General features: G+C 58.4%; 18 protein-coding genes and 2 pseudogenes. 9 read left to right on the top strand and 11 right to left on the bottom strand.

The genetic code is table 11. The features are described from left to right. Positions 1–48 precede the first annotated feature (48 nt). Positions 49–867, bottom strand: coding sequence for an alpha/beta fold hydrolase (locus NKI68_RS22120; RefSeq protein ID WP_254547310.1), 819 nt, complete (start codon positions 865–867; stop codon positions 49–51). A gap of 278 nt (positions 868–1,145) precedes the next feature. On the opposite strand from NKI68_RS22120, the gene NKI68_RS22125 reads away from it, so the two are divergent. The 3 genes from NKI68_RS22125 to NKI68_RS22135 all read left to right on the top strand — a co-directional run bounded on the left by NKI68_RS22125 (position 1,146) and on the right by NKI68_RS22135 (position 4,104). After that, entirely contained in the window at positions 1,146–2,195 is a 1,050-nt protein-coding gene (locus NKI68_RS22125) for a methyltransferase (RefSeq protein ID WP_254547311.1), read from the top strand. 372 nt (positions 2,196–2,567) lie between these two features. Next, positions 2,568–3,359 (top strand): helix-turn-helix transcriptional regulator, encoded by a 792-nt coding sequence (locus NKI68_RS22130; RefSeq protein WP_254547312.1) that lies wholly within the window; start codon positions 2,568–2,570, stop codon positions 3,357–3,359. Positions 3,360–3,603: 244 nt separating this feature from the next. Continuing rightward, a complete protein-coding gene (locus tag NKI68_RS22135; RefSeq protein WP_254547313.1) occupies positions 3,604–4,104 on the top strand; it encodes a hypothetical protein in 501 nt (166 codons plus the stop codon). A 193-nt stretch (positions 4,105–4,297) separates the two neighbouring features. Here NKI68_RS22135 and NKI68_RS22140 read toward each other — a convergent pair. Next, positions 4,298–4,470: pseudogene (locus NKI68_RS22140) on the bottom strand (IS6 family transposase); the annotation flags it as partial. Positions 4,471–4,523: 53 nt separating this feature from the next. Between NKI68_RS22140 and NKI68_RS22145 the strand changes: the two are divergent. Continuing rightward, a complete protein-coding gene (locus NKI68_RS22145) occupies positions 4,524–5,336 on the top strand; it encodes an alpha/beta fold hydrolase (RefSeq protein WP_254547314.1) in 813 nt (270 codons plus the stop codon). A gap of 172 nt (positions 5,337–5,508) precedes the next feature. Here NKI68_RS22145 and NKI68_RS22150 read toward each other — a convergent pair whose 3' ends face one another. From NKI68_RS22150 to NKI68_RS22165, 4 genes are all read right to left on the bottom strand, one after another. Then, positions 5,509–5,985, bottom strand: a complete 477-nt coding sequence (locus NKI68_RS22150; protein WP_254547315.1) for a polysaccharide deacetylase family protein — start codon at positions 5,983–5,985, stop codon at positions 5,509–5,511. A gap of 152 nt (positions 5,986–6,137) precedes the next feature. Next, positions 6,138–6,614, bottom strand: a complete 477-nt coding sequence (locus NKI68_RS22155) for a TRAM domain-containing protein (RefSeq protein ID WP_254547316.1) — start codon at positions 6,612–6,614, stop codon at positions 6,138–6,140. A gap of 175 nt (positions 6,615–6,789) precedes the next feature. After that, positions 6,790–7,479 carry a hypothetical protein gene (locus NKI68_RS22160; protein WP_254547317.1) on the bottom strand — a complete coding sequence of 230 codons (690 nt, stop codon included), beginning with the start codon at positions 7,477–7,479 and terminating at the stop codon, positions 6,790–6,792. Between the two features lie 446 nt (positions 7,480–7,925). Next, on the bottom strand, positions 7,926–9,554 hold the full coding sequence (locus tag NKI68_RS22165) for a DUF3892 domain-containing protein (RefSeq protein ID WP_254547318.1): 1,629 nt from the start codon (positions 9,552–9,554) through the stop codon (positions 7,926–7,928). Positions 9,555–9,978: 424 nt separating this feature from the next. On the opposite strand from NKI68_RS22165, the gene NKI68_RS22170 reads away from it, so the two are divergent. Beyond that, the gene (locus tag NKI68_RS22170; protein WP_254547319.1) at positions 9,979–10,989 is read left to right on the top strand and encodes a Cdc6/Cdc18 family protein; all 1,011 of its coding nucleotides are present in this window, start codon (positions 9,979–9,981) and stop codon (positions 10,987–10,989) included. Positions 10,990–11,094: 105 nt separating this feature from the next. Here the strand turns inward: NKI68_RS22170 and NKI68_RS22175 are convergent, their stop codons facing one another. Continuing rightward, positions 11,095–11,934 (bottom strand): DUF5694 domain-containing protein, encoded by an 840-nt coding sequence (locus NKI68_RS22175; protein WP_254547320.1) that lies wholly within the window; start codon positions 11,932–11,934, stop codon positions 11,095–11,097. A gap of 232 nt (positions 11,935–12,166) precedes the next feature. Here NKI68_RS22175 and NKI68_RS22180 point away from each other — a divergent pair, with 232 nt between their 5' ends. Beyond that, complete coding sequence (locus tag NKI68_RS22180) at positions 12,167–12,781, top strand: NUDIX hydrolase N-terminal domain-containing protein (protein WP_254547321.1); 615 nt, start codon at positions 12,167–12,169, stop codon at positions 12,779–12,781. Between the two features lie 104 nt (positions 12,782–12,885). On the opposite strand, the gene NKI68_RS22185 is transcribed toward NKI68_RS22180, so the two are convergent. After that, positions 12,886–13,605 (bottom strand): class I SAM-dependent methyltransferase, encoded by a 720-nt coding sequence (locus NKI68_RS22185; protein ID WP_254547322.1) that lies wholly within the window; start codon positions 13,603–13,605, stop codon positions 12,886–12,888. A gap of 191 nt (positions 13,606–13,796) precedes the next feature. Between NKI68_RS22185 and NKI68_RS22190 the strand changes: the two are divergent. The 3 genes and pseudogenes from NKI68_RS22190 to NKI68_RS22200 form a co-directional block, all read left to right on the top strand. Beyond that, positions 13,797–13,909, top strand: a pseudogene (locus NKI68_RS22190) (IS5/IS1182 family transposase); the annotation flags it as partial. A 223-nt stretch (positions 13,910–14,132) separates the two neighbouring features. Further along, the gene (locus NKI68_RS22195) at positions 14,133–14,639 is read left to right on the top strand and encodes a hypothetical protein (protein WP_254547323.1); all 507 of its coding nucleotides are present in this window, start codon (positions 14,133–14,135) and stop codon (positions 14,637–14,639) included. 357 nt (positions 14,640–14,996) lie between these two features. Continuing rightward, the gene (locus tag NKI68_RS22200) at positions 14,997–16,808 is read left to right on the top strand and encodes a M3 family oligoendopeptidase (RefSeq protein WP_254547324.1); all 1,812 of its coding nucleotides are present in this window, start codon (positions 14,997–14,999) and stop codon (positions 16,806–16,808) included. 301 nt (positions 16,809–17,109) lie between these two features. Here NKI68_RS22200 and NKI68_RS22205 read toward each other — a convergent pair whose 3' ends face one another. The 3 genes from NKI68_RS22205 to NKI68_RS22215 form a co-directional block, all read right to left on the bottom strand. Next, positions 17,110–17,433: a DUF6788 family protein gene (locus tag NKI68_RS22205; RefSeq protein WP_254547325.1), complete on the bottom strand. Its 324-nt coding sequence runs from the start codon at positions 17,431–17,433 to the stop codon at positions 17,110–17,112. A gap of 121 nt (positions 17,434–17,554) precedes the next feature. Next, positions 17,555–18,007, bottom strand: a complete 453-nt coding sequence (locus tag NKI68_RS22210) for a toxin-antitoxin system TumE family protein (protein ID WP_254547326.1) — start codon at positions 18,005–18,007, stop codon at positions 17,555–17,557. Next, on the bottom strand, positions 18,004–18,522 hold the full coding sequence (locus NKI68_RS22215) for a winged helix-turn-helix domain-containing protein (protein WP_254547189.1): 519 nt from the start codon (positions 18,520–18,522) through the stop codon (positions 18,004–18,006). Before NKI68_RS22215 ends, NKI68_RS22210 begins: the two co-directional genes overlap by 4 nt. Positions 18,523–18,656 lie beyond the last annotated feature (134 nt).

Consider the following 18,656-nt stretch of genomic DNA (forward strand, 5'->3'; position numbering starts at 1 on the left):
CGGAATGTGTATACACGATGCGAGGCACCTACCGTACCGAACAACGCGTCAGAAGGAGATCTCCGCAAGGAAATTCTGCAGCGCGATCGTGAAACATTCGGGGTTATCGAGGTTTGACGTATGGCCGCTGTCGGGCACCGCTCGAACGGTGGCGTTCGGAAGGTCGGCACCGAGCTTTGGTGCGTGACGGCGAATGAACCCCGCGTCGTGTTCGCCGTACAGGACGAGCGTCGGAACGGCAATCGCCGAGAAGTCGATGTCCGTCTCGTGAAAGCTCGTGAGGGCGTGGATGACCTTGGCGAACTCGTCGGTTGCCATCTTCGGCCCCTCTGCGCGGAGCTGTTCGATCTTCTCGTAGTCGCCGCTGACCCCCTCGCCCTGGAGTCGCTCTTGGAACCATACCATCACCTTCTCCACCCGTTCGTAGCCGACGAGTCGGACCGGCGGGATGGTGGCTTTCAGCATGAGAAACTGGAGTCGTTCACGCCAGTCGAGTACCTCCGGAGTGAACGTATCGGCGAGGACGAGCCCGGCAAGTTGCTCGGAGTGTCTGGCTGCGTACACCTGTGCGATACAGCCGCCCATCGAGAGGCCACATAGGACGGGATGATCCAGATCCAACGCTGTGATAAGTGCCTCGAGGTCCTCGACGAACAGTTCGATGGAGTACGGATCCGTCGTCGAGCCGCCCGTCCGGCCGTGCCCGCGGACGTCGTAGGCGACCGTCGTGTACTCGTCGCTGAGCGTCTCCAGTTGTGGCGTCCACTGGCTATGGTCGACGATTGCCCCGTGAATGAAGACGATCGGCGGTCCGTCGCCACGGCGCTCGTAGTAGGTCTCGATATCATTCGTACGAATTACTGACATGTGACTACCATTTCCGTTCCGATGGGGAAGATACGCCCGTCGTAATGGACGCGTCCGGTGATCGCAGCACGTTCGGAGATCTCCCCCACTTTGTTGTCGAAGCTCTCTTACCGTGTAGACGGCGCGAATTTATGAGCGTTATTCTCAGGCCCCCGGAGTGGCGAGGAACACCCGAGATCCGAGATGACAGGCATGCATTTCTCTCGGCTGCTCCCGGACATATTGATCGATATCCCTGATCCAGATCGTTATCTCGGTCCAGAGCGTTATCCGATCGCATGCCAGTGAACCCGAACTTCATCGAGCGCCTATTGTTACTCAAGCTCAACCGAGGTCCGGCCCCGATGCTTGATCTATTCGGTGCGGCGAGTTTCGAATCGGTGACCCTCGCGTTGGAGCTGGACATCTTTGAGACACTCTCGCGAGCGGACGCCCCGCTCGGAGCTGGAACCCTAGCCGACCGTGTGGACGCGCATCCCGATGGGATCGCTGTGCTGTGCAACTTCCTTGTGGCCGAAGGTTATCTAGCGACAGAGGGCGAGCAGTATACGCTTACCCGAATGACCGAAACCTGGCTCCTCGCTGATTCGGAGACCGATATGGGGCCGTGGCTCACCTTCTGGAAGAAACTCGTCTTCCCGTTCTGGGCGCGTGAGTTCGAAACCGCCATCAGAAACGGCGAACCCAGTCAGTCCATCTACGAATGGTTCGACGAAGAACCCAGCCGTTGGGAGATCGCCCAAGCGGGATTTCGAGCGACTGCCTCTCTTCTCCTCGATGACGTGATCGACACGGTGACTGTTCCAGAGGGAACCGAACGGCTCCTCGACGTCGGCGGGGGTCACGGACTATACGCGATGGAATTGTGTCGACGTCACCCGGGCCTCTCGGCGACTCTCTTCGACTTCCCTGGCGCCATCGAAGCCATCCGCGAAAATATCCCGGCGGAGTTGGCTGAACAAGTCGACACGCGAGTGGGCGACTACCGAACCGACGACCTCGGACAGGGGTATGGCGTAGCACTGCTGTTCAACGTCGTCCACGCACACGATCCCGCCGGGAACATTGCGCTCTTTGAGCGGGTGGCCGATGTCCTTACGCCGGGCGGGCGGATCGTCGTGCTCGATCAGTGGGAGGGAAGCGGACGGACACCGGTAAGTCAGACCGCCCTGCGGTTCGTCGCGTTGACCTATCTGACGACGCTCGGAGCAGACATCTACACTCACGAGGAAGTCGAAGACTGGCTCCGAGAGGCGGGTTTCTCGAACGTCCAGCGGCGGAGCGTCGGCCCACTCTCTGGTCTGGCGGTTGTCGAGGGCATCAAGTAGCGAGCCGACCGAACCCGTCGAGAAACAGTCGGCCTTTCGTTTTGGATGTCACGTTCTCGGAGGATATATCGAGCAGCCGGATACTCGCATTGTTGACTATCGAATCTATCTTATCGAGAGATAAGAGTCTCAACAGGACCGGTCATCACTGAGGGATGAAATGGCTGCCTCCGCCGAAATCCTCCTCTACCGTTACTCGGGGAAGCTGCGATCGACGACCAGCTCTGGACCGTCTGGCGTGAACGTTCCGAGATCGCGAGTGGTATATCTGCAGACGCGCTTGTACCTGTACCGTCGGACACGGCCTTTCGATGTATCGAGCGTGTAGACGAGCACAAAGGCATATTCCGCTCCAGTGCAGTACCAAGACGTATGGCCGCGCTCGACGACGTCGCCTTCCTCGCCCGCTCGCCGAGCCGCGTAGCGGTGCTCGAAACGCTCACCGAGGGGGCACACAGCCGTGCGGCCCTTCAGGAGGTGACCGGCGTGCCGCGTGCGACGGTCGGGCGGATCGTCACCGAACTCGAAGCGAGAGGGCTCGTGACTCGGCGCGGAGCCGACTACCGCGCCTCGCCGCTCGGCGAACTGCTCGCACGGGAGTTCCTCTCGTTGGTCGATACCGCGGTGACCGTCGACAAACTGCGTCGAGTGAGCGAGTGGCTCCCGATCGAGGCGTTCGAGTTCGACCTCGACCGTCTCGTCGACGCCGAGATCACGCTGGCCGACCGAACCGATATCATCGCACCGATCAGGCGTGCGGTCGAGTTGTTCGAAACGGGCGACCGCGTGCGTATCCTCGCGCCCGTGTTCGTGCGCGAGAGCCCCCGGGCGATCTGGCAGGCGACGGTCCACGGCGACCAGACGTCAGAGATAACCGTCACGGCGGCGGTCCTGGAGGTCATGTTGGCCGATCCCGAGTGTGCGATGTGGCTCAGGGAGCTCGCTGCTTCCGATCGTGGATCAGTCGCTCGCTACGACGGCAGCATTTCGTACGCGCTCGCCGTCGTCGACGACATCGCCTGGATCGGGTTGCTCGACGAGGACGGTGCGCCACGCGGCTTGCTCGAAACGACGGACGAGATCGTCCACGCGTGGGCCGAGGCGACGATCGACGACCACTGGCAAGCGTCCAACCCCCTCGAACCTGACGATCCCCAGTTATGATGCTCACGTCGTGAGTAAATCCCACGGGGTAACATGACGTCGGCCAGCGTCAATCTATCACTGGTGAGACATCATACTCCGACAGGAGTGTGACGGTGTCACCGTAGGAGACAATATCATGGCTCAATACGAACGACAGGAACGAATGGAATCGACGAGTCGCCACGCCTGGTGGCGCTGGAGTGCACTGAGTGCCGTTCTCGGCGGGATCTTGACGGCAGCGGTCAATCTGTATCTATTCACCGTGTTGAATCCGCAGGAGTTCGCACTGGTCGAACCGCCGGGGATTCTCGGCGGGATCCTCATCGCGCTGGGGTTACCGGCGTTATACGCGAGTGAACGTCACTGGTTCGGCCGACTGGCGACGGTCGGCTTCTGGATCATGGCCGTCGGGTGGATCGTCGCGGCCATCGGGCTTCCCGTGGCCACCTACGGTCCGGGGATCGCGTTCCTCGCGACCATCCTCGGGTGGCTGGTCGCGATGCTCGGCGCGCTCGTGTTCGGCGTGGCGATCTTACGCACCACCGCCGCGACGACACCCCGACTCGGCGCCTGGCTGCTAGTCGCTGCCCTGCCGGTGGGCCTTCCGCTCGCCATCGGGTTCACCACCTACGTGATGGGAGAGGGCGCCGACCCGTGGGCCGGACCGCTCCTGTTCTACGGGCTCGCCTGGATCGTCTTCGGGCGCTACCTCTGGACGGCGAGCAAATCGACGGATACCACGACGGAGGTCGCGAACGCATAAGCGCGGGGTCACGGCAACGCACTGGCAGCTCCAAAACACGTCTACCCCATTTCGAAAGAATCGAGATTGATGAACCAATGAATCCCGTCTATAGATCACAGCCGATGAGGCAGAGAGCGAAGTAGAGGGCGAGGGAAGATGGTGATACTCTGCGATCACCACCGAATCAAAACGATTGTTGGAGCCTTCGTCCGCCGGTATGGCTATACCCAGCGATCTCCAGCAACAACGTCGACGTGGTGTCGATAGCGGCGTACAACCACTTCGTTTCACCGCCCTCCTCGATCTGTTTCTCGTCGACCGCGATCCGTGACGGCGGAGCTGTCGGGGATCGCTCTGGGATTCCGAGAGCGCGTGCGTCCAGCTGTCTTCTTTATCCGCGGCACCTTCATTTCGATGAGAGCCGTAACGATGGTCAGATGCCCACCGTTCAGACTAACGATATTGCGACCTACTACGAACGACGAGGAGACGGTCCACCCATCGTCTTCATCCATGGGGCACTTTCCGATCATACAGCAGCAGACCAGCAGCTAGAGGCGTTCAGCGACGCGTACACCGCCATTGCGTACGATGTTCGGGGGCACGGTAAAACGACCAATCCACACAACGAATCGTATTCGATCGACCGGTTGGCCGAGGACCTCCACGAGTTCATCACCGCCCTGGGCCTCGATTGTCCCGTTCTCTGTGGTGTCTCGATGGGTGGGATGATTGCCCAAGTCTACGCGAGTCGATATCCCGAACAGCTCAGTGGCCTTGTGCTCGCCGATACCTTCACGCCGGCGTTCGTCAGCCGACGGGACCGCATCGAGCGGACTGTGCTGCTGAACACCTTGATTGGGCTCGTTCACCCCATCGGGTACGACCGAGCCAAGGCCATCATGATGTGGTTCGGACGGAAACTGGAGGGGGGTAATACCACGAGTCTCCGTATCGAGGCGTTCCCGGACATGGAGACGGTGGCCGCCGTTACCGCGTTGCAGGCCGTTATGTCCTTTCACAGCGCCAACATCGATTTCGCCTCGATTACCGTCCCGACGCTCATCCTCTATGGCGAACACGAGTCATCGGTGATCAGCCGTCATGTGCCGACGTTGGCTGCCGAGATTCCAAATACGACGGTCCAGGAAGTCCCGAACGCCGGACACGCCTCCCCCTGGGACAACCCCGAGTTTTTCAACAGGGCTATCCGGGATTTCTTTGCCCAGACAGCTCGGTCTACAAGATAAGAGGGTGAACCGCCGATTGACCTCTTTAGGCGGTGATAGTGATTCTGTTTACATAGTCGAACTCGACTGCGCCTCCGATTCACAGCCCCACCGCAAGGGAGCCGCTGGGGGCAGAGGCCGCAGGTAGAGTCCGGTCGCCCACCTCCGGCGTCTCGTCATCACCCTCTATCAATCAGCTCTTGGTCCCGAGCGATTGGAGATGCGTCTGGAGGTCACGCGCCGTGACTACATCGAGCGTTCCCATCCGGTCCTGCTCGTGGACGAGCGCGACCAACTGGTCGAACTGCTCCGGCTCCATGTGGTGGACGAGGGGGATCGCCAGCGAGCGGTGCTCGACGGTGAGATCGACCAGCGCCTTCGCCCCGGCGAGATCGCCGCCGATGCCGACCGAGCCAACGCAGATTGGGTTGGTCAGCGAGTAGTTGGTGGATCCGCCGCCCCCGAACGTGAGTGCGAAGTGCTCGGCCAGCACGTCCATCGTCCGTCCGCTGTACGCACCGAACGGGTAGATGTGAAGGTCACGTCCGGCGGGGATACCGCACTCCTCGAAGAACTCGTCGGTCCGTCCGATGTCTGCTTGAAGCGCCGCACTCGAGAACTCTGTGATGTTCTGATGGGCGGTATGGTGGTTACCACAACGGGTACACATTCTTTAGAGGTACACTAAAGACGCCGATGATGTCGAGAATGTGGTAGAGCCCGATGCCAACGGCCTATTCATTCCGCGTTCGCGATCCGTAGGTAGTGACTGGTAGGTGTAGTAGAGGCTAAGTGTGCCAGCGCATGAGATTGCCAACCGAATTAACGGACGGTGGCTTCGCTGACGGGTTCGGCGAAGGCGACCGTCTCCTTGACGTCCGTAATCTCCACCTCTACTTGATCGCCCGGCTGGGTGCCCGGGACGATGAGGATGAAGCCGCGCTCGACCTTCGCGATCCCGTCGCCCTGATCGCCGAGCGTATTGATCGTGACCGAGCGAACCTCCCCCTCCGCAACCGGTGGGGTCTGATGGTGTCGCTCCGACGGCATCGACGGTGACGCAGCCGACTCATGCGACGAGGATGAGTTCGTCTCGGTCACATCCCGTTCTGTGGCAGTCGTGGATTCCACCTGGGAAGCGGTGTCCGTGACAGGAAGGAGTGCAACGCGGTACGACTCGTCGACGGAGAGCGAGCCGTTCTCAACGAGGGACGCAGGGATCGAGATGACATAGTGATCGTCGTACGCTTCGAGCGAGGTTTCGAACAGCAGCCGCAGTGACTCCGGAATTTCAGCCATTATCGGACAGAGGAACTGCAACGCCAAAACGGGCTAGAATTCGATCGACCGGTGGGATCACAGGTCGTACTCGCTGGAACGGGGGCCGCCGTTCGGAAGATTTCCAATAATCAACATTTCAGAAGAGCGCCTGATCAACCTCGCATCACGCACTGAGGTCTGTATCTCATCACGGTCAGCCCTGCGGTGGCTGGGTGACTTGGCCTGCGATGGTGGCGACGTAGCGGAACGTTCCTGGCTCGATATACCCGTTTCCGACCAGATTGAGTTCTCCTTCGACTGTCTGACCACCGTTCATGAACTGGAGGAGGATTTCACCCTGAATGATCTGATAGACTCCGGCCGTCAATCCAGATCGCGAGTTGAAGTTATTGAGAACGGCCGAACGAGCTGACGGCAACCCCCAGACTCGTCCATCGACGGTGATCTGGAGGAGGTTTTTCGCGGCATCCGCCGCGACGATCGCGACATCGATGTTGGATGCGTCGGTATTCGACGGGATGCCGACTGCATCGTAGAGACTCGTGTTCGTCGCAAACCAGATCGATCCAGCTTCGGGAAGACCCGCCGGATTCCCGGAGCGAAGCGCAATATCACGCGCGTTCTGTCCGTTGTCGAAGTTGACCGTCGTTCGGTCTAATGGAGGTGCAACGAGGAGGAGTACTTCGCGGCGGAACGGCTGGTGTGTCGTTGCTCCCTCGACGATCACCTGATAATACGTAGGATTCGTCGGGATTGCACTGGCTTGCGCTGCTCCACGTCCACTCACTGCGAACGCACTCGCGCCGATGCCGCCGAGTGCTCGTAGCACGGTCCGTCGCCGGATTCGTTGATCGCTCCTCGCTGATGTCTGAATCTCTGCCATCGTCGTGTCCTCTTGCTGTCGCTCCCCCGGATACCCCCGGAAGAACTCGAAGCGGTGATGGATGGCAGACAGCATATAGATTTACATTGACACATTCGGCAGAGGATACCCAGAGAGGGACACTCAGTAAAAAGAGTGGCGAGGACACACACACCTCTCAGCAGGATTAGGTTGGCACGGACGTGATGCTCACCGTTCCTCCAGTTGATAACGGTATGTACGAGGAGGTTGGTTCATGTCTATGAGCGCCCGCGTATCAAGACGGCCGACTAGGTGTGCCATAACGCCTACTGCAGATAGACGGCCTGGCAGGTTGACGATGCCATCTCAGAGTAGTCCTCAAGGATCTGGACGTAGCGATACTCACACGCCGATGGATGATATATACTAGCTCCCTCCAGTGAAACGGCGTTGAGGTGGGGTGTCAATCATATCTCACGCTGGCGCTACTTGCAGTGCTCCCATCGGTGAAAGAGTTCGTCGACATAGGCATGCCAGGGGTAGAAGATGGCCGCCGCTGCAGCCGTTTCTTGGAATCCCATCGCTCCTCCGATACCGTTCCCATTACCGCTATCTTCGTGGCGTTTGACCGTCCCATCAGGCGCCTCGACATGAGTGAACTGCTGTGTGTGAATTTCGTCGTGCCAGGGTTGGAGTCGCTCGGAGAAGCCGAGGACCTTTTTCTCTGGATTGAGTGGGTCACTAGCGGGTTTTTCAACGGCAGTCACGTCTTGGATAAGACACGAGTACGGAGTCGTGAGTTGCGCTGGAACTGGATTGTCAGGATCGGGATCGTCAAGTGTCGTCTGCTCCTCCCCATTCGGGGCGACTTGCGGGCTTCCGTCATCACGCCGCTTCACCCATAAGAACTGTAGAGGAATCGGCGTATCCGGTGACCACATAGGGAGAGGAAGGTACTGCGTGAGGCCCATCTCCCAGAGGTGGTGTTCTAACTCCGTGAGGATCTCACGATGATCGATCAGGAAGTCCACTCCCGTGTGCGATTTCCCGTCATGTTGGTTAACAACACGGTTCGTGATGTACCCCCAGATGGCGCCGGAAAGTTCCCACCGCTCGGCGTCACTTAACGTGGTCAGTCGTCGCCGCGTGGAGTCTCGACTGCGCGTGATGCGAAGAGCCATCGTTAATGGGACATGCCGTACTGGTGTGACGACGCGCCCGTTCTTTTCCTCGACCATCGGGACGTCATAATTCGCCTTGGTATACGGGTCTGGCCGCCGGGCAGCTTTCTTCTGCTGTCGGTACTGCTCGATCGTCTTCCGTTCTTGGCCCCAACAGTCTTCATGCTTGACTCGGTTGCCAATGACGAGAAGATACCCACTGCCCCGTCGGAGTGGGGCAGGAGGTACGATGGCGACACGCCATAGCGGCTCAAACTGGTGTTCGGTATGAACAGAGAGCACTTCGTACCACCCTGCCGCTCGCGCTTCTGTCGCCGAGGGAGGCCCCTCTGGGAGCGGCGTATCTATGGCTGAATGTCGAGACTCCGTTCCGTGGTGGTGATGCTCGAAAACTCGAATATCGTGTTCGACAAGGAGGGGGGCGGTAAACTCGACGATCGTACTTCCAGCGGGAAGCACGCCGTATGCTCCAGGCGCGATCTCGGTGTTCTGCCCGTGCAACCGTTCGAGGTGTCTGAAGGCAGCTACGGCATTGCTCACTGGTTGAACTACTGTCGGAGTTGGTCCGGTCACCTCGGGTCCACCCTTAAGTACTCGGATGAATCTCGGAATGCGAGCGCCCTGAACGTGAAACGGTGGGCACTCCATTGTCGGGAGGCTCCGCTCAGGGAGCCTCCCGAGGTTATTTCGCGTGCTACTATCACCACGCGTTTGAAGATGCCGTTTGCCACCCCTCGTGACGACTAGTACTTCTGTCCGTTGGGAATCGTCGCCCCGGACGAAGAATGCCCACTCGCCGGAGTTGATAAGATCAACGGCGCGCTGGGTCGTAATCCCCCATACGCCAGAGATGTCCTTTCCCCCGACCTTCGCGATATCTCCGTCAGCTGCCCGCTCGATATACTTGAGTTCGATACACATGAGTTTCACCACTCGGGACGCCCCCGCTGCGTCACTGACCCCCCATGAAAGTCACTTGACCTACAGGTGATCAATTGAAATAAACGTTCGTTCGATAATACATCGAATACGTAATCAGTCTGAACAACTTGCCTGTTATATTTTTGTAAAAGAGTAATCCGAGTGACCGACATTCAAGCTCGTCTCTTTTAGGGATTGTTTCTCTTGAGGTCCTTCTGCCGATATCGGTTGGTTTTCTGCGACATTCAAATAGATCTGAAAACGCCACGTTTCCGTAGTAACTCTCCCAACGCTTCCCTCTCTTACCAACGATCGATAGGAGTCACCCGTCCGAGGTTTGATAAGAGGATGCTACCGACGAAGTGGAGCATCTTCTGGAAGTTCTGGAAACGACCCCTCCATCATTATACCAGTCGGCGTGCAAGCGGTCGGGTAGATGATCGTCGATGCGCGCGTCCTCCGCGACGAATTCGTCCCGCGCGAGGTCGTCCATCGCGACGCTGAAACCAATCGCCTCTCAGCGGCGCTCTCACCGCTGCTGGACGGCGAACCGGCAGAGACGGCGCTCCTAACCGGTCCCTCCGGCGTGGGCAAGACCTGCATCGCGCAATATACGGTTTCACGGCTCCGTGAGCGCGTCCTCGATATCGAGACGCAGTACGTCAACTGCTGGCAGAACTACTCGCGCTTTCGCGCGCTCTATCGCATCCTCGACGGCCTCGGCCAGACGATCGACATTCACCGCCAGTCGACGCCGCGCGACGAACTGCTCGAACGTCTCGAACAGTACGATGGGCCGCCCTGCGTGGTGATCCTCGACGAGGTCGATCAACTCGAGGATATGCGCATCCTCTACGACCTCTATCACCTCCCGCGGTTTTCGATGATCCTCATCGCCAATCGAGAGGAGGAACTGTTCGCCCGCCTCGACGATCGCATCCAGAGTCGGTTGCATACTGCCGAGCGAGTCCACTTCGACCGCTACTCGGTCGACGAACTCGTCGCCATCCTCGAGGATCGGGCTGAATCCGGGCTAACAACAGGCGCGGTCGCCCGCGAACAACTGGCGATCATTGCTGATGCGGCCGCCGGCGATGCGCGCGTCGCGATCGGCATCCTTCGGAATGCGGCCCGGCAGGCCCAGCGCGCCGAGAGCCGCGCGATCACCTACGAAATGCTCCACGAGGCGATCCCCGAGGGGCGCGCCGAGGTCCGCCGCAAGAGTATCGAGACGCTCACGCCCCACCAACGGACACTCTATGACATCCTGGCCGAGGAGGGTGAACTCGAACCGGCTGACCTGTACGCCGCCTACCAGGAGCGTGTCGACGAGCCGAAGACCGATCGTACTGTCCGGAACTACCTCCAAAAGCTCGCGCAGTACAACCTCATCACAATTACAGGGACGAGTCGGGATCGGACCTACGTCGTCGAGCGTCGCGAGTAGCGGGAATACGATGGTCTGTACGATCGCGAACGCGATGTGGTCGTACCGCATTGGCGGTTGAATTTCGACGACTTGTGCGTAGATTGGCGGTTCTATCAGGATTGGCTACAGGTATGGAAGGGGACTTACTGGACAGAACATCGGCGTCTCGGCCAGCAAGTAGCGTAACACGCGGACGTGCCCCGACCCGATGACGAGGAGGAGTCGCTCATCACCAGGCTCTATCGCTCGCCAGAGGTTGTGGACGATTCTGAGATTTCGGTCGAACCACGTTGCGAGCATTCGCGGGCCGCCGAAGTTATCTCCCTCACCCCACGGGATGAGCTGGTCGAACATCCCTGCGTGATTGTACCGGAGTTGTTCTTCCTGGTTTATCCATCGTACATACTCGGGAATGGTTGAGGTCGCGAGCCGCTCGTTCCGCTCACGCTCGACCGTGTGCGGTTCTGGAACGGTGATTTGCGTCTTCGCTTCCGGTTTGAATCCTCGCTCTTCCAGTGCTTCTGCATCATCGTTTGCGAGCCGCATCGGATAATCGACCGGGTAGACGCACTCGTGATGCAGTGTCTCTGCGAGTCGAAAGCCGACCTGGATAACCTCGCTTCGACACTCTGTATCCCGTTCGTCACGGTAGGGGTGTGGTGGATTGATTTCTTGCTCGTCTGCGTACGACCGCTTGCCGGTACAGTAGTCGCGATACAGTGCGTTGACGTCGCTGGCTCTGTCATAAGGACGTTCGACCGCGACCCGTTGGGGGTCCCACTCTGCAAGTCGGTCGACGAGGTCGGTGAGTTCCGTCTGCCGCTGGTCGGAGAGGACGTCGTCCGCGTCGACGTTGACCTCGTCTAATCCCGGATTATCCATATGATACGTACCGAGCAGCAGTACAGCCACCTGATCAGCCGTGCAGTTTGGCCAGGAGTTCAGCGGTGGTCCAGTCTCCATGCACGTCGGTACTGAGCCAGGTGAATTAATGGTTCGTCGAGAAGAATAAGGGTGGTCCATCATCTCTTGTCCCATACCGTGGATCAGGAGTTGACTAAGAGAAACGCGAGGGCCGTCCGATCAGCCCCGAATGAGGTATGAGTAGCACATCTCTGTACAGTCGCCTGCACACCGTAAGACGGTGTGTGGAGGGTCTCCAAACAGGTAAGGTGTCGCGAACGGGCACTGATATATGGACATTCTCCCATTGCTTGACGAACTTCGCGTGATGGCACAGGCCGGATTGTTCTTTGCGGAACGGAACGACAATCCCTACGACCGCGAACGATACGAGCGCATCCTCGAACTCGTCGCCGAGTACTATGGTGAAACGATCGAGATTCCGCCCGCGGAGGCCCACGACCGTCTCACCGAAGAGCTCGGGTATGTGACGCCCAATATCGGCGTCAAGGCGGCGATCTTCGACGAAGGCGGACAGATGCTGCTAATGCGACGTCCCGATCCGCCTGTCGCTGGAACGTGGGATATCCCCGGCGGGGCAGTCGAACCGTTTGAAGCTCCTGCCGAGACTGCAGTCCGCGAAACGCGCGAGGAAACCGGACTCGATGTCGAGACGATCGACGTGGTCGATGCCTACTTTATGGACCCGAACGCGCTCAACCCACACGGGCACATCCTCCTGCTCTATCTGTGTGAGGTCGTTGGCGGTACGTTACGATTATCGCGCGAGGGCGATGCGCTCGACTATTGGACGATAGACGATGTCCCAGAGTGGAGTCTAGATTTCCGAGGACCAGCCCTCGATGCTCATGAAAGATGGGCTGAACGGAACCGCGAAGCACGCTAATTCCTACTGGGGAGTTGGAGTCCAGGTACAAGCATCACGGTGTCAGGGAGAGCTACGACACGCTCAATCGGACTACTAATCAGCCAACTCATAGGGTACGTGCGTTACTTCTCCAGCGCGGCCCGATAGTGGGGCGTAGCGGGCGATCGCCTGATCTCGGCAACGTCCCACCCGGTACCGACCGCGGCCTCGCGCAGCCGATCCGGACTGAACAGCCGGAAGAGTAGCGTTTCGCCGATCGCGCCGTCGTACTCGAAGTGCATCACCCGGTAGGCGAGGCCGGGCGTCGGATCGGCTCGATAGCCGAGGAGGTCCGCGGTTTCCTCGCGCTCTGGATCGTAGCAGTCGACGATAGCGGTCGCGTCGGACGTCGTCACGAACGCCAGGTCGCCGAGAAACCGTCGAAGTCCCTGCATCGAACCGGCGAGTCCGAGTTGCGTCCCATATACGAGCGCCGACCGAAAGCGGTCGCGCTCGAACGTCCCACGCAGTTCGAACATGTCGGCGCGGCGTGCGTCCGTCACGCCGCGCTCACGCATCGTCTCGACGAGGTGCTCGCTCACCTCGATAGCGACGGTCTCGAACTGCTCTTGGAAGTAGAGCGTATCGCGTCCCGCACCAGCACCGATGTCCAGCAGTGGTCCTTCAAGCATCGAAACGAGCCACCGACCGCGTTCACCGCTTGTCGAATTGAGTTCACCGAAGTAGTTTTCCCTCATAGGATGCTCGTGTGCCTCGTCGCCATCTCGCTGAATGAGCGGCTCCTCTAATTCGTCACGCTGGAAGTCGAAAATCGCCCGACCAAACGGATCGGTGTCCGTCATAAGGTGTGATACACTATCATTTATCATAAAATTACCATGAGATTCGGTAGCGATCGAGAGACCCTAGCTGATCATAGATTGAGAGTAGTGGCGGTCACACTCTGCGGAAACCTTCCTCGGCCTTGTTTAGACCCCGGTAACAACGGCTTCCTCCGACAGACTAACCAGCGTCATACCCAGAACCGAGTAGTGTGTCCTCTCGTCTCTCTCGTTTCACAGACCGACTCGTAGCGTTGGCGAAACGTGCTGTCGCTGGCGAGTCAGCACCAGCGGTCGAGAAGGGCGGGGTGGTTACGCAGACTGGGGGTAATCATCGCGATTCGTTCATGCACGGGACGGCGGTTGATATCGACGGCGGCTGGCTCGTTGACTGAGGAACCGACAGCGTTCTCGATCTTCATGGAGACTGCGTCTTCCGACTGGACTGATAGCTGAGTGATCAGCCTCTTCGCTCGAGAGATGCTAAGCGGGAAATACATAAGTCGGAGAGTATCCACGGTAGAGCTATGTCTCGGTCACCTTCTGGAATGGAGATCCAGCAGATCAAACGGGATCTGCACGGCGAGCCGGTTGGCCGTGCCGGCTCGTTCTGTTGTGACTTCTGTGACGCAGCGATCGCGATCGGTGAGCCTGTCATGTACGATATTGCTTCCGTCGATGAGATGCCGAATCTCGAGGCGCTCGTCGACCTTCCGGATGGCTGGGCGCTGGATGCTGCTCGGTGCCGGGAGTGCGAAGTGGACTCCATCTCACCTGAAACCGATGGCTGGGAGGAAGCGGTCGTGATGCTGTCGATCAACGAGTCGAACGGTGTCCTCAGCGCAGATACGACCGAGATCACCGTCGTTGACTATTCACCAGGGAACGAAGGGACCTATCCGCCGCCGGTTCCATTGGCGTTTTTCACCCAGCATGGATACTCTATGTCTCGATGGGGCTTCCTCAGGAATTTCGTTGAAAACACCGATCTGGACATCGAGCCTATCCAGCTCTATCGGAAGAGGCTTGCGGAGATGGATCAAGAAGAACGCTGATCGCCCTTCACTCGCGGCCTTGTCTACATCCACCGAGGCGGAACTCCGGTCACGGCGTACCGCTCTGTTCGGGGAAGGCCCTCGATTCACTAATCCAGAGGGTGTTATAAACAGTTCACATTCTCGCTATTCGATAACGGAAGAAGCGATAGACACAGAGAACTCACGTATCGCTCAATACAACGGAAGGATTATACGCCATAGTCTTATTGAATGAAAACACGAGGCTGAAGGATGACCATTTCCGCTCTCTTATAAGTCGTCGCGTTCCCATTTCGGGGCCGCGAGAACCGTCTTTGTAACGATTAGAGCGGTGTGTCCGATTTCATCGCTCACTGCGCCAAGCATCAGCGAAGTATGAATCAATTACCGACACGAGCAGACATTGACGAGAAGTACAAGTGGGACCTCTCAGCCATCTTCGATTCCGTCGAAGAGTGGGAAAGTGAATGGTCAGCAGTTTATGACCGGCTCGGTGATCTCCGTGAATACGAGGGGCGCGTCGCGCAAGATGGCGAAGCGCTATTGCGTGCTCTCCAGTTGTTCGGAGAAGTCCTCCGTCGCACGCAGCGACTTCGACTCTACGCCCAATTGAAACGCAACGAGGACACCGAGAACAGCGCCCATCAGGAACGACTCCACGAGTCAAATCGGTTAGACCGGGAGGTGACGAAGGTTACCGACATGGTGCGACGCGAGATACAGGCCACTGGCCGTGAGACAATCATGCAGGCGGTAGAGACGACTGAGGAGTTAGAGGTGTACAAGCATTTACTCGATGACGTGCTTCAGATGGGAAGTCGTGCACGATCCTCAGAGGTTGAGAACCTGCTGGCAGACTTCACCGAAGTCATCGAATCACCGACGCGTGTCTACTCCTCGCTCACGAACAACGACATCGAGCCACAGTCTGTGGAGACGCCCGGTGGAGAACAGGTCGAGGTGACTGGGGTCAATCTCGGGAACTATCTCCGCCATCGGGATCGCACCTTCCGTCGTCGTACCTATCAGTCGGTATACGAAGAATACGCCGCCGTAAAGCACACTATCGCGACTGCATACGCGGATAACGTGAAAGCGCAGGTTGCACTCGCGGACGCTCGAAGCTACGACTCAGTGCGGGAGATGGCGTTCAATAAACCGAGCTACCCCGAAACCGGCCTGCATATTCACCTCCCTGTCGAGGTGCACGACACCTTGACAACCGCAGTCCGCGACTCGCTTGACCCACTGCATCAATACTACGAGCGGCGAAAGGCAATCCTCGGACTCGACGAACTCAAAGCGTGGGACTTGGATGTTCCACTCGCTGACGCGCACGAACCGACTGTGGCATATGAGGAGGCACGAGACCACATCCTCACCGCAGTTGAACCACTCGGGGATTCGTACAAAAATCAGCTTGACGAGTTCTTCGCGTCCCAACGCATCGATGTCTATGAGACGCGAAACAAGCAGAATATTCTCGCGTATGGACCGTTGTCGTACGATACCGGGTCGTACATCCTGTTGAACTATCAGAACGACGTCCGTTCGATGTCAATCCTCGCCCACGAACTTGGCCACGCGATGCACGCCGAGTACTTACGAGAGGCCCAGTCGCCCGCATACGCGACCGGGACGCGTCCTATCGAGGAAGTCCCGAGTTACGTCCACGAGATCTTGCTCGCGCATCACCTACTCAACGTGGACGACTATGCCCTCCGCCAGTATGCGCGTGACCGCTTGCTCGATGTGTTACTGGGTATATACGGCTCGACGCTACACTCGCTATTCACGCATAAGACGTATCGGACCGTCGAAGACGGGGAGGACCTCACGCTCGACCGCATCGAGGAGATATATACTGACCTCCTGTCCGAATTCCGTGGCCCGATGGAGATAGATACGTGGGCGAAACGAGGATGGCTTGTCGGCAGTCACGGACGACTACCCTACCATTTCTATCAGTACACTCTTGGGACGGCTGGCGCACTACGCACCGTCGAACAGCTTCTCGACGGCACCGTCACACCGAATGAGTACCACGACTTCTTGCGAGCAGGTGGTACGGTACGTTCTGTCGAGGCATTCGAAACGCTCGGTCTCGACATCCAGTCACGAGAGCCGTTCGAACGGGCATGCTCAGTCGTCGAGAAATACGTGGAGGAACTGGGCGTGATTGAATAGCACCAGCACCCGATTTTCTGACGTCTTCGTTTAATATTGATATGAGACGACGAGTAGCTACACCGCTCACTGAACAGCCAATTTCCGAAGTTTGACGTGAAACTATCCTATGAGAAGAGTTCGGTGACACCCTCGGATCTAGCCTCTAACGAGGTGACCATCGGTGCTAGTATTCGAGATTCCCTGAAACCGTTCTGCACCAATCGCTACTGCTGGTTCTACTTCCTGGAACTCACAATTCGAAAACAGAGCGTGGTGGAGCGCTGTCGTTACGATCCTCCGTCGCTACGTACTGTGTCCACTACTCATCTGGTGTGACTGGGCCCTTGTAGCGCGAGCGAATCGTGTCGCCATCCCGCCACTGCCAGTAGTAGTAGCGGTTGTCGTTGATCTCCTTGATCGTGATCGTCGCCTTTGCGGGGACGTCAGCAGGGAGGTCCTCCGGACGGTCATCGATCTCGACATTCTCGACTTCCTCGGCAAGATGGGCCTCCCGCTCTCTGTACTCAGCGAGTTCCTCGGCATACCCAGCAATGTCTCGGAGGAGTTCGGGTGAACCCTCGTCAAGCGTGTCACGGACGTCGGGAGGAAGTTCTGAGGGCGGCGTTGGTGGCTCGGAGGACATGAGTCGCTGCTCGTATTAACCAACATAGACGCCATTAGCATAGTGTTGTTGGTTAATCCTTGTGGTCTTCCCTGCTCTCTACCAACTCACCCGGCGGACTCTACCGCCACTCGAAACCAGATTATGGCGGGTTCGAGCTACTATTGAGTCGGTCCGGGTCGTCACTCTCGTAGGCGACTCGCCACAGTTTGTGGACGGCACGGGTGACGAGCGAGACTTCTCTGACACGGATACAGGATGGTTCGGCATCGGCAGTCCTCGCATCAGGTGGCGGATGGAAATGCCAGTCAGGAGAATGGGGGTTCGGATGTCGATCGAACCGCCAGTTCACGTCTGCGCTGTCGACGTAGTGAAACGAGTAGTTGTCTAGCGTACTCCATTGAATGTCGAACCGCGCTGTGTCAGCGGCATCGAGTCCATCAGTCAGCTCGATCCGCAGTTCCGTTGGGTCAATGGGATCGTCATACCCGGTCTCTGCAACCAGCGGTTCGAGGGCGAGCCAGAGGGTGCGAATGCGCTGAAGCGCTGGGAGATAGATCGTCCCAAAATCTCCGGCTCGATCGGTAGCCGTCATGCAGCAAGTTGTTCGCTGGCTTCGTCGTAGGCAAGTGCCGCCTGCGCGACGGCAAGGTTCTGCCGCGTCGTCTTCCACGCAGTAACGTCGTCCCATTCCTCACGCGCTTCGTTCGGTAGTTGCCGGGCCAACTCTTCGGGAGAGAGCGCATCGTATCGTTTCTCGTACTCGCGGATCTCGGCCTTCATCTGCCTGATTCCCTCGAGGAGGTCGTCGCGAGTGGCTTGGGTTCGAAGTTCCCGAATCCGCGTCATCAGCACGCGATCGTCGTCACGCCTGTAGAGTGTCGTGCGGCCATCCTGTGTGGTCGTCGCGAACCCCGTTGTGACGAGTGCGTTGAGATGACGGCGAGCGGTTGGCTCGCTGACGAGCGCACGCTCGGCGATCTCGGCTGCGGATTGGCCGTCGTGTGTCTGCTCGAGAATTTCGTAGATGCGTTCGAACGGTGTCGTCTCAGCTTTCCACTCCTCGGTGACGCGCTCGTTGATATCATCCCAGGTTTCATCCTCCGTCATGGGAGGCTGTACGACGCAGAAGCACAAATAATTTCCTGAGAAAAATATTTCTATCTGCCAATCGAGATAGGTCTCACTAGTTCTGATCGTGCTGTTTCGTCCATTCGCCGGGAGATGATGCGGAACTGCCAGTG

This window comes from Halomarina pelagica (assembly GCF_024228315.1).
In the GTDB taxonomy this organism is placed as follows: Archaea; Halobacteriota; Halobacteria; order Halobacteriales; family Haloarculaceae; genus Halomarina; species Halomarina pelagica.